This window comes from Pseudomonas rustica (assembly GCF_018336155.1).
GTDB lineage: Bacteria > Pseudomonadota > Gammaproteobacteria > Pseudomonadales > Pseudomonadaceae > Aquipseudomonas > Aquipseudomonas rustica.
The window spans coordinates 254,894-271,168 of sequence record NZ_JAGYHF010000002.1; the positions used below are offsets into that span (position 1 = coordinate 254,894).

A 16,275-nucleotide genomic window follows, 5' to 3' on the forward strand; every position below is an offset into this window, starting at 1 on the left:
GAAATTGGAACAACATAACATGTCGTCTCGTACAAAGGCCTCCCTGCTCGGCCTGAGCCTCGGTTTGCTGGTTGATCCAGCCTTCGCCGAAGAACCGCAACCCCTCGAACTCGACGCCATCAGCGTCATCTCCGATTACGAATCGCCGACCGGCCCGCTCAAGGGTTATCGCGCCACGCGCTCGTCCAGTGCGACCAAAACCGACACCGCGATTCGTGATATCCCGCAGGCGATCAGCGTAGTACCCGCCAGCGTGCTCAAGGATCTGGGCAGCAGCAGCGTCGAGCGCGCATTGGATTTTGCTGGCGGCGTGTCGAAGCAGAACAACTTCGGTGGCCTGACACTGTACGAATACAGCGTGCGCGGCTTCACCACCTCGGAGTTCTACAAGGACGGTTTCAGCGCCAATCGCGGTTACCCGAGCACACCGGATGCGGCCAACATCGAGCGCATTGAGGTGCTCAAAGGCCCGGCGGCCAGCCTGTACGGTCGAGGCGATCCGGGCGGCACGGTGAACATCGTCACCAAGAAACCACAGCCCGAAGCCTTTACCACGCTGCAAACCAGCGCCGGCAGTTGGGATCGCTATCGCACTGCGCTGGACGTCAACACGCCGCTGGATGATCAGGGCGATGTGCTCTCGCGGATCAACCTCGCGGTCGAGGACAACAACAGTTTTCGCGATCACGTCGATAGCAAGCGCGTGTTCGTCGCGCCTTCGATCAGTTGGCAATTGAACCCGGACACGTCGCTGTTGGTGGAAAGCGAAATCGTCCGCCACAGCTCCACGTTTGATCGCGGCATCGTTGCGCCGAACAACACATGGAGCGGCGTGTCGCGCTCGACCTTCCTCGGTGAACCCAACGACGGCAACATCGACAACCATAACAACCTGCTGCAAGCGACCCTCGAACATCACCTCAACGACAGCTGGAAGTTGCGCCTGGCCAGCCATTACAAGGACGGCAAACTCTGGGGCTTCGCCTCGGAAGCGCGTCCGCTGAACGCCGACGGCCACACCGTCAACCGCCGCTATCGCGAGCGCGACACCAACTGGCACGACAGCATCACCCAACTGGAGCTGCGTGGTCTGTTCGACCTCGGCCCTTGGCAGCACGAACTGCTGATCGGCAGCGAGTACGAGAACTTCCGCAAGAACGAGCGCGTCACCACGATTGCTGGCGGCCCCTACGCGATCGACATCTACAACCCGATCTACGGCCAGCCGAAACCCAACGGTGCACGTTCGGGCACGGATACTTTCGAACACGTCGAAAGCCATGCGCTGAACCTGCAGGATCAAATCATCCTCACCGACAAACTGCGCGGGATGATCGGTGCGCGTTTCGAACATTTCGATCAACACATCGACGATCACAGCCGCAACGCCACGAGCAACCAACGGCATGACGCCCTCACCCAACGCGCCGGCCTGCTCTATCAACTGACGCCGGAAACCGGTCTGTTCGCCAACGCCTCGACCTCGTTCAAACCGAACAATGGCCTCGACGCGTCCGGCAAATCCTTCGACCCGGAAGAAGGCGTCGGCTACGAAGTCGGCATCAAGAACGAGCTGTTCGACGAGCGCCTGAGCAGCACCCTCGCCTTCTTCCACATCGACAAGGAAAACGTCCTCGCCCTCGACCCGGCCACCGACACTAGCCGCGCGATGGGCAAGGCGCGCAGTCGCGGCTTCGATTGGCAAGTCACCGGGCAAGTCACCGATGCGGTGCGGGTGATCGGCGCCTTCGCCTATATCGACGCCGAAGTCACCCAGGGTGACGCGGTGATTCCCACCGGCAGCCGCATCCTCGGCGTGGCCAAACGCAGCGGCAGTCTGCTCGGGGTGTATGAGTTTCAGGATGGCCGTTTGCGCGGCTCGGACGTCGGCGCGGCGTTCACTTATGTCGGCGACCGCTCCGGTGAATCCGGCAGCGATTTTGAATTGCCGGCCTATCACACCGTCGACCTGCTGGCCCACTACAAGGCCAGCGACAACGTCACCGTCGGCCTGAACCTGAACAATGTTTTCGACGAAAAATACTACGAGCGCTCGTACAGCAATTACTGGGTCAACCCCGGCGAGCCGCGCAATTTCACCGTCAGCCTGACACTCAATCTGTAAAAGGACGTCACCATGCAATACGGCAAAACCCTCGTGCTCATCGCCGCCCTGTTCGCCGGCCAAGTCTCGGCTCATGGCCTGTGGATCGAACAACGGCGCGGCAATATCGAAGTGATCTACGGCCACGGCGCTGAAGACAATGCGTTCAAGGCGCAGAAAATCAGCGGCGCCTGGGCTTATGACGCGGGCGGCAAGATGATTCCGGTCAGCGTTGAACGGCTCGCTGATCACGCACGTTTGAAACCGCTGAAGTCGCCTGCGGTGATGGCCGTGGCGCTGAATAACGGCATGTGGTCGCAGACCGCTGACAAAAAGTGGGTCAATGAAGGCCGCAGGAAAGTACCGGGCGCTGTCGAGGCGACGGAGACGTTTAAATACAGTCTGGCGATTTATCAGCCGGGGGCGAAGTTGCCGAAGCTGGATCAGATCAAGCTGCTGATTTTGCCGGAGGTTGACCCGTTGACTGTGGGGCCGGGGAAATCATTGCCGGTGCGGGTGTTGCTGGATGGCAAACCGGCGGCGGGGGTGAAGTTGATTGGCGACTATCGCAATGCGCCGAACACGTTGAGCGCCGAGACGGATAAGGATGGCCGGGCGCAGGTATTGGTGAGAAATGAAGGGCTGAATGTGATTGCGGCGCAGGTTGAGGTGCCGGTGAAGGACAGTGCTGATGTGAATAGTCGTGGGTTGTTTAGTTCGCTGACATTCCTCGGCGAGCCACATCACGAGTAGGAAATTGATATTGGTGGCGCTCCATTCGCGAGCAAGCCCGCTCCCACATTCGACCGCGTTCTATCTGAAGAGGCGCGGCTAAATGTGGGAGCGGGCTTGCTCGCGAAGGCGGTTTAGAGCTCGCCCAGGCCGTCGATCAGCGCCTGATTCTGCTCCGGCGTGCCAATCGAAATCCGCAGGAACTGCGCAATCCGCTCCTGCTTGAAGTGCCGCACAATCACGCCCTGCTCGCGCAATTTAGCCGCCAGCCCCGCCGCATCATGCTGCGGATGCCGCGCAAAGATGAAGTTCGCCGCCGACGGCAACACCTCAAAACCTTTGGCCTGCAACTGAGCGATCACCCACTCGCGGCTCTCGATCACCAACCGGCAGGTCTTGTCGAAATACTCGCGATCTTCGAACGCGGCAGCAGCACCGACAATCGCCAGACGATCCAGCGGATAGGAGTTGAAGCTGTTCTTGATCCGCTCCAGCGCCTCGATCAAGTCCGGATGCCCCACCGCCAGACCCACGCGCAAACCGGCCAGCGAGCGCGATTTGGACAGGGTCTGCGTCACCAGCAAGTTCGGATAACGATCGACCAGACTGATCGCCGTCTCGCCGCCGAAGTCGATATACGCCTCATCAACAACCACTACCGAATCCGGGCTGGCCTTGAGGATTTGCTCGACCGCTTCCAGCGCCAGCAGGCAACCGGTCGGGGCGTTCGGGTTAGGGAAAATGATCCCGCCGTTCGGCTTGGCATAGTCAGCCGGGTCGATCTGGAACTGCGCGTCCAGCGGCACCGCATCAAACTGGATGCCGTACAAACCGCAGTAAACCGGATAGAAGCTGTAGCTGATGTCCGGGAACAGCAGCGGCTGATCGTGTTGCAGCAGACCGTGGAAAATGTGCGCGAGCACTTCATCCGAACCGTTGCCGAGGAACACCTGATTGCTCTGTACGCCGTAGTAGTTGGCGACTGCGGTTTTCAGCAGATCGCTGTTCGGATCCGGGTACAGACGCAGGTTGTCATTCAGCTCGACCTGCATGGCCGCCAAGGCTTTTGGCGATGGCCCGTACGGGTTTTCGTTGGTGTTGAGCTTGACCAGTTTGGTCAGCTTCGGTTGTTCGCCCGGCACGTACGGCACCAGATCTTTAACGAACGGGCTCCAGAATTTACTCATGTTCAGTTCCCCTTCGATTCGTCTTTGATGCGGTATTCGGCGCTGCGCGCGTGGGCGCTCAGCGATTCGCCACGGGCCAGAATCGACGCAGTCTTGCCCAGTTCAGAGGCACCGGCCTCGGAGCAGAAGATGATCGACGAACGTTTCTGGAAGTCATACACACCCAGCGGCGACGAAAACCGCGCGGTGCCGGAGGTCGGCAATACGTGGTTCGGGCCCGCGCAGTAATCGCCCAGCGCTTCGGAGGTGTGACGGCCCATAAAGATCGCGCCAGCGTGGCGGATCTGCGGCAACCAGGCTTGCGGATCAGCGACCGACAACTCCAAGTGTTCCGGGGCGATGCGGTTGGCGACTTCGATGGCTTGGGCCATGTCCTTCACGTGAATCAACGCACCACGGCCATTGATCGAGGTTTCGATGATGGTCGCGCGATCCATGGTCGGCAGCAGTTTGTCGATGCTGGCGGCGACCTTGTCGAGGAACTCGGCGTCCGGGCTGACCAGAATCGCCTGCGCGTCTTCGTCGTGCTCGGCTTGCGAGAACAGGTCCATGGCGATCCAGTCCGGATCGGTCTGGCCGTCGCACACCACGAGAATTTCCGAAGGGCCGGCAATCATGTCGATGCCAACCTGACCGAACACGTGGCGCTTGGCCGTGGCGACATAGATGTTGCCCGGGCCAACCACCTTGTCGACTTTCGGCACGCTTTCGGTGCCGTACGCCAACGCGGCAACGGCTTGTGCGCCACCGATGGTGAACACGCGGTCGACGCCAGCGATGCACGCCGCCGCCAGCACAAGTTCGTTGATTTCACCACGCGGGGTCGGCACGACCATGACCACTTCGGTCACGCCAGCGACTTTGGCCGGAATCGCGTTCATCAATACAGAGGATGGGTACGACGCCTTGCCACCCGGCACGTACAGACCGGCGCGATCCAGCGGCGTGACCTTCTGGCCCAGCACGGTGCCGTCAGCCTCGGTGTAGCTCCAGGAATCCTGCTTCTGTTTTTCGTGGTAGCTGCGCACGCGGGCGGCGGCTTTTTCCAGTGCTTCGCGCTGCGGCACGGTGATGCGCGTCAGCGCCAGTTCCAGACGCTCGCGCGGCAGGATCAGGTCGGCCATCGACGCGACTTCGAGGCCGTCGAACTTCTGGGTGAACTCGACCAGCGCCGCGTCACCGCGCTCGCGCACAGCTTTGATGATGTCCAGCACGCGCTGATTGACCGAGTCGTCAGACACACTTTCCCAGCTCAGCAGATGATCCAGATGATGCGCGAAATCCGGGTCAGCAGCGTTGAGTCGGCGAATTGCAGTCGTTGCGGTCATAGCGAGAGCCTCATAGGAATGGCAAAAACTCAGGCGCCCTAACTTAGCAGTCGTTTCCGCTTGGGCACCTGAGATTCTGGCTATGAGGCGGATAGACGGGCGCGACTTAACGTCGCGCAGGTGAATCAGCCGCGGTGTCGAGACTCCACTGCATTGCGCAGGGTGTCGATCAACGCCTGGATTCGGGCGTGTTGCATTTTCATCGAAGCCTTGTTGACCACCAGGCGCGAACTGATCGTGGCGATCAGTTCCTGAGGTTCCAGACCGTTGGCGCGCAGGGTGTTGCCGGTGTCGACGACGTCGATGATCTTGTCGGCGAGACCAATCAGCGGTGCCAGCTCCATCGAGCCGTAAAGCTTGATGATGTCGACCTGACGGCCCTGCTCGGCGTAGTAACGCTTGGCGACGTTGACGAACTTGGTCGCCACGCGCAGACGGCCCTTGGGCTCTGGCGCACCGATCTTGCCGGCGGTCATCAGTTTGCACTGCGCGATTTGCAGATCCAGTGGCTCGTACAGGCCCTGGCCGGTGTATTCCATCAACACGTCTTTACCGGCGACGCCGAGGTCGGCCGCGCCATGCTCGACATAGGTCGGCACGTCAGTGGCGCGCACGATCAGCAGACGTACGTCTGGCTGAGTCGTAGGAATAATCAGCTTGCGGCTCTTGTCCGGATTCTCGGTCGGCACGATGCCCGCTTCGGCGAGAAGCGGCAGGGTGTCGTCAAGGATGCGGCCCTTGGACAGTGCGATGGTCAACATGGGAAACGTCAGTCCTTATCAAGGTACTCATGCCCGGTCGCAATCGGCGCCGGACACACATCGAGCCGGAAACCGGCTCGACTCAAAACGAATTCAACGGACACGTCCCTGTGTCCACGTGCAGCAATCAGCCCGGAACGCGACGGATCTTGGCGCCCAGCATCTGCAGTTTTTCTTCGATGCACTCGTAACCACGGTCTATGTGGTAGATGCGGTCGATCAGGGTGTCGCCTTCAGCAACCAGAGCCGAGATCACCAGGCTGGCCGAAGCACGCAGGTCGGTGGCCATGACTGGCGCGCCTTTGAGGACTTCAGTACCGGTAACGATGGCAGTGTTGCCTTCGACCTGGATCTTGGCGCCCATGCGGTGCAGTTCGTATACGTGCATGAAACGGTTTTCGAAGATCGTCTCGATCACCGCACCGGTGCCTTCGGCAATGGCGTTGAGCGAGATGAACTGTGCCTGCATGTCAGTCGGGAAAGCCGGGTACGGCGCGGTGCGCACGTTCACGGCTTTCGGACGTTTGCCGTGCATGTTCAGCTCGATCCAGTCTTCACCGCAGGTGATTTCTGCGCCGGCTTCACGGAGTTTATCCAGAACGGCTTCGAGGATGGTCGGATCGGTGTCCTTGACCTTGACGCGGCCACCGGTCACGGCAGCAGCGACCAGGTAGGTGCCGGTTTCGATACGGTCAGGCATCACTTTGTAGAAGCACGAACCCAGACGCTCGACGCCATCAATGGTGATGGTGTCGGTGCCGGCGCCGGAAACCTTGGCGCCCATGGCGTTGAGGAAGTTCGCCAGGTCAACCACTTCAGGTTCGCGAGCGGCGTTCTGCAACACGCTGCGGCCCTTGGCCAGAGCAGCGGCCATCATGATGTTCTCGGTACCGGTCACACTGACGGTATCGAAGAAGAAGCTTGCACCGCGCAGGCCACCTTCAGGCGCCTTGGCCTTGATGTAGCCGCCTTCGACGTCGATGACCGCGCCCATGGCTTCAAGACCACGGATGTGCAGGTCGACCGGACGCGAACCGATGGCGCAACCGCCAGGCAATGCGACTTCGGCTTCACCGAAACGGGCAACCATCGGGCCCAGTACCAGGATCGACGCACGCATGGTTTTCACCAGTTCGTACGGGGCGATCAGGGTCTTGATGGTGCGCGGGTCGATTTCGACGCTGAGTTTCTCGTCGATCACCGGCTCAATGCCCATGCGACCGAACAGCTCGATCATGGTGGTGATGTCGTGCAGATGCGGCAGGTTGCCAACGGTCACCGGGCCATCGCACAGCAGCGTGGCAGCCAGGATCGGCAGGGCAGAGTTCTTTGCCCCGGAAATGCGGATCTCGCCATCAAGACGAGCGCCACCGGTAATAATCAATTTATCCATAAGAATCTCGACGCCCTTAGGCTCAGGTGCGCTCGGCCCAGGCCGCGCTGCTGAAAAATTTCATAGTGACCGCATGGATGCTGCCATCGGTGATCCATGGGTTCAAATGGGCATAGATCTGCTGCTGACGCTTCACCGGGCTCAACGCCGCCAGTTCATCGCTAATCACGTTCAGCTGGAAATTGCAGCCTTCGCCCTCAACTTCTACCAACGTTCCGGGCAGCTTTCCTTCAAGGAAGCTCTTCACTTCTACGGCCTGCATGCTCAACCTCAATCGGCGCCCTGTGCGCACGGGTCGGACATCATACAAAAAAGCCCCGCGCCTGCGAACCCCGCATGGCAGGACTCTGACGGGGGGCTTCTTTATAGATGCGGGTTCAGGGATGCGCCAACAGCTCGGTCAGTTCGCTGACCTGAGCGATTTCGCGCATGTCTTCGGGCATTGCGCGGATGCTCACAGCCTTGCCGGCCGCTTGCGCATCGCGCATGAAGCACAGCAGCAACGACAGGCCGACGCTGCTGGACTTCTTCACTGCCGAACAATCGATGACCAGCGATGACGCCTTGCTGGACTTGATCAACGCCTGCCCTTCCTTTCGCAAGTCAGGGCCGGTGCGGTAATCCAGCACTCCGCTGAGCAATAGCTCGTCGACATCACTCATACGAACTGCTGCCTCATTCATTGCGCTGGGTTCTTTTCGGTGGATTCCTTGGCCTTGGCCACTTCACCCGCCCAACCGTTGATGGTCTTGTCGAGGTCGTTGCCATTGCGCTGCATCGCGTCAGCGAACTGGTCACGGAACAGTTTGCCAATGTTGATGCCGTTGATGATCACGTTGCGCAGTTTCCACTCGCCGTTGATCTTCTCCAGCGTGTATTGCACTGGATAGATCGCGCCGCTGCTGCCTTTTACAACCATGCCAACACTGGTGCGATCGCCCGACTCATCCTTGGCAGGATCGACGGTAATGCCCTGGTTGTTGTATTCAAGCAGAGCGTTGCCGTAGAACTGGAACAGACCTTTCTTGAAGTTTTCTTCGAAGGTCTTCATCTGCGCAGGGGTGGCCTTGCGCGAATACTTGACCGTCATGATGCTTTTGGAGATGCCCTCGGCGTCCACTACCGGCCCGACGATGGTGTTGAGCGCGGTGTAGAAATCGCTCGGATCCTGCTTGTACTTTTCTTTGTTGGCAGCCAGGTCGGCCAGCAACCGGGTGGTTGTGTCCTGAACCAGATCATGTGCCGAAGTCGCAGCAGCAACGGCATTACCCATCAACGGCAGGGCCGCGAGTAATACCAACAGACTGCGTCGCAAGATAGAGATCATTCAAAGCTCCTCATTTGGCATCTTTGCTAACGGTATTGAGCAGGAATTTACCGATCAGGTCTTCCAGTACCAGAGACGACTGCGTGTCGTGGATGGTTCCACCATCTGTCAGCGGCTTGTCTTCGCCACCGACGCTGATACCGATGTACTTCTCGCCCAGCAGACCCGCGGTCAGGATAGACGCTGTGGAGTCAGTCGGCAGGTTGTCGACCTTTTTATCCACTTGCAGGGTCACCCGACCGGTGAAGCTGTCGCGATCCAGATCGATCGCCGTGACCTTGCCGATGGTTACACCGGCCATGGTCACTTTGGCTCTGACCGTCAAACCGGCGATATTGTCAAAGTAGGCATAAAGTTTATACGTGTCGGTGGTCGATGTCGGAGACAGACCACTGACGCGCAGTGCAAGCAGCAGCAAAGCCAGGATCCCTGCCAGCAGGAACAGGCCGACACCGATTTCCAGGGTGCGGTTTTGCATCAGAAATCTCCAAACATCAAAGCGGTCAGAATAAAGTCCAGGCCGAGCACTGCCAGCGAGGCAAATACCACGGTCTTGGTGGTGGCACGACTGATCCCCTCGGAAGTGGGCTCGCAGTCATAGCCTTGGAATACGGCGATCCAGGTGACGACAAAGGCAAAAACTACACTCTTGATGACGCCATTGAGCACATCGCTGGTGAAGTTGACGCTGTTTTGCATGTTCGCCCAGTAGGAACCTTCATACACGCCCAACCAGTCGACAGCCACCCACGAACCGCCCCAGATACCCACCACGCTGAAAATCATCGCCAGCACCGGCAGGGAAATGAAACCGGCCCACAGGCGCGGGGCAATGATGTACTTGAGTGGGTCGACGCCGATCATTTCAAGGCTGGACAGCTGTTCGGTGGACTTCATGTTGCCGATTTCTGCAGTCAGCGCAGAACCGGCACGCCCGGCGAACAGTAGAGCAGTGACGACCGGGCCGAGTTCACGCAGCAACGTCAGCGCAACCATCTGCCCGACCGCCTGCTCCGAACCGTAGCTCGACAGAATGCTGAAGCCCTGCAGCGCCAGCACCATGCCGATGAAAATCCCGGAAACAACAATGATCACCAGCGACATCACGCCGACTGAATGCAGCTGTTTGACCAGCAGGCCGAAGCCGCCGCTGATACCGCCACGCCCCAGCAAGGCATGAAACAGGAACAACGTTGCCCGACCGAACACCGCGATGGCGTCGATCGCAGCTGCGCCGAAACGGCGTACGCGTTCTATTAATGAAAGTCTGCGCATCAACGCTTCCCCAGAAGATCTGCGCGGTAATCCGTCGCTGGAAAGTGGTACGCCACCGGGCCATCCGGGTTGCCGGTCATGAATTGACGGATACGCGGCTCGTCCGAGTTCATCAACTCGTCCGGCGTGCCCTGCCCCAACACCTGACCATCACCGACGACATAAATGTAGTCGGCGATGCTCGCGGTCTCGGCCAGATCGTGGGAAACCACGATACTGGTGATCCCCAGCGCATCGTTAAGCAGACGGATCAGGCGCACCAACACGCCCATGGCGATTGGATCCTGACCGACGAACGGTTCGTCATACATGAGAATCTGTGGATCGAGGGCAATGGCGCGGGCCAATGCAACACGACGTTTCATGCCACCGGACAGCTCATCGGGCATCAGCTCGATGGCGCCGCGCAACCCCACCGCCTGCAATTTGAGCAGGACGATGTCGCGGATCATTTCTTCCGGCAACTCGGTATGAACGCGCAGGGGGAAAGCGACGTTCTCGAAAACATCGAGATCGGTGAACAGCGCTCCGCTCTGAAACAGCACACCCATGTGCTTGCGCGCGTCGAACAGATCGCTGCGCGAAAGCTTCGGCAGGTTCTGACCGTTGACCCAGACCTCACCGCTGGAGGGACGCAATTGTGCGCCCATCAACCGCAGCAGCGTGGTCTTGCCACACCCGGAAGGCCCCATGATGCCGGTGACCTTGCCGCGCGGGATACGGATATCGACGTTATTGAAAATGCTGCGCGCACCGCGCTTGAAGGAGACTCCCTTCAGCTCGACCGCGTAGGCGTTATCGGCACTCATCTAAACTCCTTGCGATGCAGCCTCTCACTCGGACGCCAGGCTTTCCTGGAAAAGCACATACATCCCGGGCAGGCCGAACTGGCGGCGAACTATATCACTGCAAAGGGCGCGCGCCCAAGGCTTGTGCCGGGCCGTGTTCAACGATATGACAGGGTTACAGACGCTTTTTCGGGCTTTTAGTTACGGCGAATGACAAAGCACGACGAACTTGCGTGAGGCTTTGCCACATAACCGCTATAATCGCCGCCTTTTCATCGGGCTATACGATTTCTGACATGAGCCAAACCAGCGACCTGATTCAATCGGCACAACGCACCATCCGCCTCGAAGTGGAAGCCGTTCAAGGCTTGCTGCCCCATATCGACGCCGATTTCGTACGCGCTTGCGAGATGATTCTGGCCAGTAAGGGCCGTGTAGTCGTGGTCGGCATGGGCAAATCCGGGCACATCGGCAACAAGATTGCCGCCACCCTGGCCAGCACCGGCACCCCTGCATTCTTCGTACACCCGGCCGAAGCCAGCCACGGCGACATGGGCATGATCACTCGTGATGACGTGATTCTGGCCCTGTCGAACTCCGGCTCGACCAACGAAATCGTCACCCTGCTGCCGTTGATCAAACGTCTGGGCATCCAGTTGATCAGCGTCACCGGCAATCCACAATCGCCGCTGGCCAAGGCTGCCGAGGTCAATCTCAACGTTCACGTCGAGCACGAAGCCTGCCCGCTCAACCTGGCACCGACCTCGTCGACGACGGCTGCACTGGTCATGGGCGATGCCCTGGCGGTGGCGCTGCTCGAAGCTCGCGGTTTTACCGCTGAAGATTTCGCGTTTTCCCATCCCGGTGGTGCATTGGGCCGTCGTCTGTTGCTGAAAGTCGAAAACGTCATGCACGCCGGTCAGGAGCTGCCGCAAGTACAACGCGGCACCCTGCTCAAAGATGCCTTGATGGAAATGACCCGCAAGGGTCTGGGCATGACCGCCATTGTTGAAGCCGACGGTAAACTCGCCGGGATCTTCACCGACGGCGATTTGCGCCGTACGCTGGATCGCAGCATCGATATCCGCAGCGCGACCATCGACCAGGTGATGACCGCTCACGGCAAAACCGCCCGGCCCGACATGCTCGCCGCCGAAGCGCTGAAAATCATGGAAGACCACCGAATCAACGCATTGGTAGTCGTCGATGAGGATGATCGCCCGATTGGCGCCTTCAACCTCTCCGATCTGCTGCGCGCAGGAGTCATGTAATGAGCAACAATCTGCTGCAACGCGGCAAAGCGATCAAACTGGCGGTGTTCGACGTCGATGGCGTCCTCACCGATGGCCGCCTGTACTTCCTTGAAGACGGCAGCGAATTCAAGACTTTCAATACACTCGACGGCCAAGGCATCAAAATGTTGATGAACGCTGGCGTGCAAACCGCCATCATCAGCGGTCGAAAGACACCAGTGGTTGAACGTCGGGCGAAAAATCTGGGCATCCCGCACCTTTTTCAGGGGCGTGAAGACAAATTGGTCGTTCTCGACGGTTTACTTGAACAACTGGGCCTAAGCTATGAACAGGTCGCCTACCTCGGTGACGACCTTCCTGACCTGCCGGTGATCCGCCGCGTAGGCCTGGGCATGGCGGTTGCCAACGCTGCTGATTTCGTCCGCGAACACGCCCATGGCGTGACCCGGGCCCGAGGCGGCGAAGGCGCTGCCCGCGAATTCTGCGAATTGATCCTGCGCGCCCAGGGCCGCCTCGATGCGGCCAACGCCGCGTACCTGTGAGCCAAACCATGTTCAGCAAAAAATTTCGCACCTTCCTGCTTTTTGGCTGCATCGCTGCGCTGTTTGCTGCGGTCGGCTACTGGAACATCAGCCCGGAACGCTTTCTCGACAAGCCGCCAGTGACGACCGAGGAAAACCCGATCGACTGGTACGCGACCAACACGCACACTCTGCAGTACCTGCCGGATGGCGGCGTGCAGTATGAAATGACGTCGGACAAAGCCGAGCACGTCAAGGCAACCGACATTGTTCTGGTCACCAAACCCGACCTGAACATGTACCGCGGTACTGACTTTCCGTGGCACGTGACCAGCGAGCGCGGCGAAGTGAATCCGGGCGGTACACAAGTAGAATTGATTGACTCGGTGCGTATCAAACGCACTGACGAACAAAACCGCGACCTGCTGGTCACTTCCACGCGCATGACCGTGTTCCCTCAGGAGCAATATGCGCAGACCGAGCAACCCGTTAGAATCGACGGCGCTGGCGGTGTATCAACCGGCGTTGGCATGAAAGCGTACCTGAAGGAAAGCAGGATACACCTGCTATCGAACGTAAGAGGACAGTATGAGGCTCGTTAAAACCCTCCCTATTTTGCTCAGTCTGGGCGCAGCACTGGGAAGCGTGAGCGCCTGGGCTCTGCCGAACGATCAGCAGCAACCTATCCGTATTCAGGCCGACGACGCCCAACTGGACGACAAGAACGGCATCGCCACCTATAAAGGTGATGTGATCATCACCCAGGGTTCGATGATCGTTAAAGGCAATACGGTGACTATCACCCGAACGCCGGCTGGCGATATCGACGTAGTGACGTCGGTGGGTAACCTTGCCTACTTCGAGCAACTGCAAACCCAGGGTGACGCCAAGCCTGTACAGGGCTGGGGCGTGACGATTCAGTACCACGCCGCGCAAAACCGCGTCGTGCTGATCGACAAGGCCAAGGTCGTCGACAAGGACAACAACACGACTCAGGGCGAGAAAATCGTCTATGACACCGTGAAGAAACTGGCCAGCGCCGGTCGCGCTACCGGCAGCAAAGTCACCGAATCGCGTCCGCGTATCGACATGGTGATCCAGCCGAAGAAGAAAACTGACGAGAAGACCCAGTAATGGCAACTCTGAAAGCTCAGCACCTGGCCAAGGCCTATAAAAGCCGCCAGGTCGTGCGTGATGTCAGCCTGTCGATCGACAGCGGCCAGATTGTTGGTTTGCTCGGCCCGAACGGTGCCGGTAAAACCACCTGCTTCTACATGATCGTGGGTTTGGTACAGGCCGATCAGGGCCGTGTGCTGATCGACGATCTGGACGTCAGCCACCAGCCAATGCACGGTCGTGCCAAGGCCGGTATCGGCTATCTGCCGCAAGAAGCGTCGATCTTCCGCAAACTGTCGGTGGCCGACAACATCATGGCCATTCTCGAGACCCGTCAGGAACTCGACAAGGCCGGTCGCCGCAAAGAGCTGGAAAGCCTGCTGCAGGAATTCCACATCACGCACATCCGCGACAACCTCGGCATGAGCCTGTCCGGTGGTGAACGCCGCCGGGTGGAAATCGCTCGCGCACTGGCCACCGCACCAAAATTCATCCTGCTCGACGAACCGTTCGCCGGTGTCGACCCGATCTCGGTCGGCGACATCAAGCAGATCATCCACCACCTCAAGGCCAAGGGCATCGGTGTTCTGATCACCGACCACAACGTCCGCGAGACGCTGGATATCTGCGAAACCGCTTACATCGTCAACGACGGTCAACTGATCGCCGAAGGTGACGCCGAGACCATCCTGGCCAACGAACTGGTCAAGGAAGTGTATCTGGGTCACGAGTTCCGCCTGTAAGCGTCACAGTGCCCGGTGCGCAGCCGGAGTGCTGTATCGATTCAAGCTGGATTTAATACGCTTAATTGTTACAGCGCTCTAGGCAAACACTTCAGTTTCAGGCATATAATTTGCTTAAGTTTGGCGCTTCGGCGCCCTGTAGTGGATGGCGCATAGCGCCGGCGAATAAGGTGTTAAGCCCCTGCCATGAAACCATCGCTAGTCTTGAGAATGGGCCAGCAGCTGACGATGACACCGCAGCTGCAACAGGCCATCCGCCTGCTCCAATTGTCGACCCTGGATCTGCAACAGGAAATCCAGGAGGCTCTGGAATCCAATCCGATGCTCGAACGCCAGGAAGAAGGCGACGACTTCGACAACTCGGATCCCATGGCCGACAACGCCGAACAGAAGCCCACCGAGATCCAGGAACCTTCCTATCAGGAAGCCGCACCGACCGTCGATAACCTCGAAGACGGCGAATGGAACGAACGCATCCCCAACGAACTTCCGGTCGACACTGCCTGGGAAGACGTTTACCAGACCAGCGCCAGCAGCCTGCCCAGCAGCGATGATGACGAGTGGGATTTCACCACCCGCACCTCCGCCGGCGAAAGCCTGCAAAGCCACTTGCTGTGGCAACTCAACCTCGCACCGATGTCCGACACCGATCGCCTGATCGCCGTGACCCTGATCGATTGCATCAACAATCAGGGCTACCTGGACGAAACCCTCGAAGAAATTCTCGAGGCGTTCGATCCGGAACTGGACATCGAACTGGACGAGATCGAAGCCGTCCTGCACCGCATTCAACAATTTGAACCGGCCGGTATCGGCGCGCGCAACCTCAGCGAATGCCTGCTGCTGCAATTGCGTCAGCTGTCGGCCAAGACGCCTTGGCTGGCGGAAGCCAAACGTCTGGTCAGCGATTACATCGATCTGCTCGGCAGCCGTGATTACAGCCAGTTGATGCGCCGTATGAAGCTCAAGGAAGACGAGCTGCGCCAGGTCATCGAACTGGTACAAAGCCTCAATCCGCGTCCGGGCTCGCAGATCGAATCGACCGAAGCTGAATACGTCGTCCCTGACGTCATCGTGCGCAAGGACAACGAGCGCTGGCTGGTCGAGCTGAATCAGGAATCGATGCCACGCCTGCGCGTCAACGCGCAGTACGCCGGTTTCGTCCGTCGCGCCGACACCAGCGCCGACAACACTTTCATGCGCAATCAGTTGCAGGAAGCCCGCTGGTTCATCAAGAGCCTGCAGAGCCGCAACGAAACCCTGATGAAAGTTGCCACCCAGATCGTCGAGCATCAGCGCGGTTTTCTGGAGTACGGCGACGAAGCGATGAAGCCGTTGGTGCTGCACGACATCGCCGAAGCAGTCGGCATGCACGAATCAACGATTTCCCGGGTGACCACGCAGAAATTCATGCATACCCCGCGCGGTATTTATGAACTGAAATACTTTTTCTCCAGCCACGTCAGCACCTCTGAAGGCGGTGAATGCTCGTCCACGGCGATCCGCGCGATCATCAAAAAACTGGTTGCCGCGGAAAATCAGAAAAAGCCGTTGAGTGACAGCAAGATCGCTGGTTTACTGGAGGCACAAGGCATTCAGGTGGCTCGCCGCACCGTCGCCAAGTACCGCGAATCCCTCGGGATCGCGCCTTCGAGCGAACGCAAGCGGTTGATGTAAGCCACGTTACAGCGTTCCAGTGGCAGGCTATCCAGCCTGCCGCTTTATGCACTGGCAACGAAGGAGAAGC

The 16,275-nt window shown here is 59.0% G+C and carries 18 protein-coding genes; 8 read left to right on the forward strand and 10 right to left on the reverse strand.

Annotated features, from left to right (window positions below; genetic code table 11):
* Positions 1 to 19 precede the first annotated feature (19 nt).
* Positions 20 to 2,125 carry a TonB-dependent siderophore receptor gene (locus KFS80_RS04280; protein WP_212544066.1) on the forward strand — a complete coding sequence of 702 codons (2,106 nt, stop codon included), beginning with the start codon at positions 20 to 22 and terminating at the stop codon, positions 2,123 to 2,125.
* A 12-nt stretch (positions 2,126 to 2,137) separates the two neighbouring features.
* Entirely contained in the window at positions 2,138 to 2,857 is a 720-nt protein-coding gene (locus KFS80_RS04285) for a DUF4198 domain-containing protein (RefSeq protein WP_212544067.1), read from the forward strand.
* A gap of 113 nt (positions 2,858 to 2,970) precedes the next feature.
* On the opposite strand, the gene hisC is transcribed toward KFS80_RS04285, so the two are convergent.
* From hisC to KFS80_RS04335, 10 genes are all read right to left on the reverse strand, one after another.
* On the reverse strand, positions 2,971 to 4,023 hold the full coding sequence (hisC, locus tag KFS80_RS04290; protein ID WP_212544068.1) for a histidinol-phosphate transaminase: 1,053 nt from the start codon (positions 4,021 to 4,023) through the stop codon (positions 2,971 to 2,973).
* 2 nt (positions 4,024 to 4,025) lie between these two features.
* Entirely contained in the window at positions 4,026 to 5,351 is a 1,326-nt protein-coding gene (hisD, locus tag KFS80_RS04295) for a histidinol dehydrogenase (protein WP_212544069.1), read from the reverse strand.
* 125 nt (positions 5,352 to 5,476) lie between these two features.
* Complete coding sequence (gene hisG, locus KFS80_RS04300) at positions 5,477 to 6,112, reverse strand: ATP phosphoribosyltransferase (protein ID WP_053117119.1); 636 nt, start codon at positions 6,110 to 6,112, stop codon at positions 5,477 to 5,479.
* Between the two features lie 127 nt (positions 6,113 to 6,239).
* The gene (murA, locus tag KFS80_RS04305; protein ID WP_053117117.1) at positions 6,240 to 7,505 is read right to left on the reverse strand and encodes a UDP-N-acetylglucosamine 1-carboxyvinyltransferase; all 1,266 of its coding nucleotides are present in this window, start codon (positions 7,503 to 7,505) and stop codon (positions 6,240 to 6,242) included.
* 22 nt (positions 7,506 to 7,527) lie between these two features.
* On the reverse strand, positions 7,528 to 7,767 hold the full coding sequence (locus tag KFS80_RS04310; RefSeq protein ID WP_007912386.1) for a BolA family protein: 240 nt from the start codon (positions 7,765 to 7,767) through the stop codon (positions 7,528 to 7,530).
* 115 nt (positions 7,768 to 7,882) lie between these two features.
* Positions 7,883 to 8,188 carry an STAS domain-containing protein gene (locus KFS80_RS04315; RefSeq protein WP_053117115.1) on the reverse strand — a complete coding sequence of 102 codons (306 nt, stop codon included), beginning with the start codon at positions 8,186 to 8,188 and terminating at the stop codon, positions 7,883 to 7,885.
* Positions 8,185 to 8,832 carry an MlaC/ttg2D family ABC transporter substrate-binding protein gene (locus KFS80_RS04320; RefSeq protein WP_053117113.1) on the reverse strand — a complete coding sequence of 216 codons (648 nt, stop codon included), beginning with the start codon at positions 8,830 to 8,832 and terminating at the stop codon, positions 8,185 to 8,187. The genes KFS80_RS04315 and KFS80_RS04320 overlap by 4 nt, the downstream gene beginning before the upstream one ends.
* A gap of 10 nt (positions 8,833 to 8,842) precedes the next feature.
* Positions 8,843 to 9,310 carry an outer membrane lipid asymmetry maintenance protein MlaD gene (gene mlaD, locus KFS80_RS04325; protein ID WP_053117111.1) on the reverse strand — a complete coding sequence of 156 codons (468 nt, stop codon included), beginning with the start codon at positions 9,308 to 9,310 and terminating at the stop codon, positions 8,843 to 8,845.
* Positions 9,310 to 10,107, reverse strand: a complete 798-nt coding sequence (gene mlaE / locus KFS80_RS04330) for a lipid asymmetry maintenance ABC transporter permease subunit MlaE (protein ID WP_053117109.1) — start codon at positions 10,105 to 10,107, stop codon at positions 9,310 to 9,312. Before mlaE ends, mlaD begins: the two co-directional genes overlap by 1 nt.
* Positions 10,107 to 10,916, reverse strand: a complete 810-nt coding sequence (locus KFS80_RS04335; protein WP_053117107.1) for an ATP-binding cassette domain-containing protein — start codon at positions 10,914 to 10,916, stop codon at positions 10,107 to 10,109. The genes mlaE and KFS80_RS04335 overlap by 1 nt, the downstream gene beginning before the upstream one ends.
* A 275-nt stretch (positions 10,917 to 11,191) precedes the next feature.
* Between KFS80_RS04335 and KFS80_RS04340 the strand changes: the two genes are divergently transcribed.
* The 6 genes from KFS80_RS04340 to KFS80_RS04365 all read left to right on the forward strand — a co-directional run bounded on the left by KFS80_RS04340 (position 11,192) and on the right by KFS80_RS04365 (position 16,205).
* Positions 11,192 to 12,166 carry a KpsF/GutQ family sugar-phosphate isomerase gene (locus KFS80_RS04340; protein WP_053117105.1) on the forward strand — a complete coding sequence of 325 codons (975 nt, stop codon included), beginning with the start codon at positions 11,192 to 11,194 and terminating at the stop codon, positions 12,164 to 12,166.
* Positions 12,166 to 12,690, forward strand: a complete 525-nt coding sequence (locus KFS80_RS04345) for a KdsC family phosphatase (protein ID WP_212544070.1) — start codon at positions 12,166 to 12,168, stop codon at positions 12,688 to 12,690. The genes KFS80_RS04340 and KFS80_RS04345 overlap by 1 nt, the downstream gene beginning before the upstream one ends.
* A gap of 8 nt (positions 12,691 to 12,698) precedes the next feature.
* Positions 12,699 to 13,271 carry an LPS export ABC transporter periplasmic protein LptC gene (lptC, locus tag KFS80_RS04350; RefSeq protein WP_053117101.1) on the forward strand — a complete coding sequence of 191 codons (573 nt, stop codon included), beginning with the start codon at positions 12,699 to 12,701 and terminating at the stop codon, positions 13,269 to 13,271.
* Positions 13,258 to 13,803: a lipopolysaccharide transport periplasmic protein LptA gene (lptA, locus tag KFS80_RS04355; protein ID WP_053117099.1), complete on the forward strand. Its 546-nt coding sequence runs from the start codon at positions 13,258 to 13,260 to the stop codon at positions 13,801 to 13,803. Before lptC ends, lptA begins: the two co-directional genes overlap by 14 nt.
* Entirely contained in the window at positions 13,803 to 14,528 is a 726-nt protein-coding gene (gene lptB / locus KFS80_RS04360) for an LPS export ABC transporter ATP-binding protein (protein WP_053117097.1), read from the forward strand. The genes lptA and lptB overlap by 1 nt, the downstream gene beginning before the upstream one ends.
* 186 nt (positions 14,529 to 14,714) lie before the next feature.
* A complete protein-coding gene (locus tag KFS80_RS04365; RefSeq protein ID WP_053117096.1) occupies positions 14,715 to 16,205 on the forward strand; it encodes an RNA polymerase factor sigma-54 in 1,491 nt (496 codons plus the stop codon).
* The last annotated feature ends 70 nt before the right edge of the window (positions 16,206 to 16,275 follow it).

Bases quoted from the DNA above. Each gene is read 5' to 3' on its own strand.
- KFS80_RS04280 (WP_212544066.1), top strand. From the start codon at position 20: ATGTCGTCTCGTACAAAGGCCTCCCTGCTCGGCCTGAGCCTCGGTTTG.
- KFS80_RS04285 (WP_212544067.1), top strand. From the start codon at position 2,138: ATGCAATACGGCAAAACCCTCGTGCTCATCGCCGCCCTGTTCGCCGGC.
- hisC (WP_212544068.1), bottom strand. From the start codon at position 4,023: ATGAGTAAATTCTGGAGCCCGTTCGTTAAAGATCTGGTGCCGTACGTG.
- hisD (WP_212544069.1), bottom strand. From the start codon at position 5,351: ATGACCGCAACGACTGCAATTCGCCGACTCAACGCTGCTGACCCGGAT.
- hisG (WP_053117119.1), bottom strand. From the start codon at position 6,112: ATGTTGACCATCGCACTGTCCAAGGGCCGCATCCTTGACGACACCCTG.
- murA (WP_053117117.1), bottom strand. From the start codon at position 7,505: ATGGATAAATTGATTATTACCGGTGGCGCTCGTCTTGATGGCGAGATC.
- KFS80_RS04310 (WP_007912386.1), bottom strand. From the start codon at position 7,767: ATGCAGGCCGTAGAAGTGAAGAGCTTCCTTGAAGGAAAGCTGCCCGGA.
- KFS80_RS04315 (WP_053117115.1), bottom strand. From the start codon at position 8,188: ATGAATGAGGCAGCAGTTCGTATGAGTGATGTCGACGAGCTATTGCTC.
- KFS80_RS04320 (WP_053117113.1), bottom strand. From the start codon at position 8,832: ATGATCTCTATCTTGCGACGCAGTCTGTTGGTATTACTCGCGGCCCTG.
- mlaD (WP_053117111.1), bottom strand. From the start codon at position 9,310: ATGCAAAACCGCACCCTGGAAATCGGTGTCGGCCTGTTCCTGCTGGCA.
- mlaE (WP_053117109.1), bottom strand. From the start codon at position 10,107: ATGCGCAGACTTTCATTAATAGAACGCGTACGCCGTTTCGGCGCAGCT.
- KFS80_RS04335 (WP_053117107.1), bottom strand. From the start codon at position 10,916: ATGAGTGCCGATAACGCCTACGCGGTCGAGCTGAAGGGAGTCTCCTTC.
- KFS80_RS04340 (WP_053117105.1), top strand. From the start codon at position 11,192: ATGAGCCAAACCAGCGACCTGATTCAATCGGCACAACGCACCATCCGC.
- KFS80_RS04345 (WP_212544070.1), top strand. From the start codon at position 12,166: ATGAGCAACAATCTGCTGCAACGCGGCAAAGCGATCAAACTGGCGGTG.
- lptC (WP_053117101.1), top strand. From the start codon at position 12,699: ATGTTCAGCAAAAAATTTCGCACCTTCCTGCTTTTTGGCTGCATCGCT.
- lptA (WP_053117099.1), top strand. From the start codon at position 13,258: ATGAGGCTCGTTAAAACCCTCCCTATTTTGCTCAGTCTGGGCGCAGCA.
- lptB (WP_053117097.1), top strand. From the start codon at position 13,803: ATGGCAACTCTGAAAGCTCAGCACCTGGCCAAGGCCTATAAAAGCCGC.
- KFS80_RS04365 (WP_053117096.1), top strand. From the start codon at position 14,715: ATGAAACCATCGCTAGTCTTGAGAATGGGCCAGCAGCTGACGATGACA.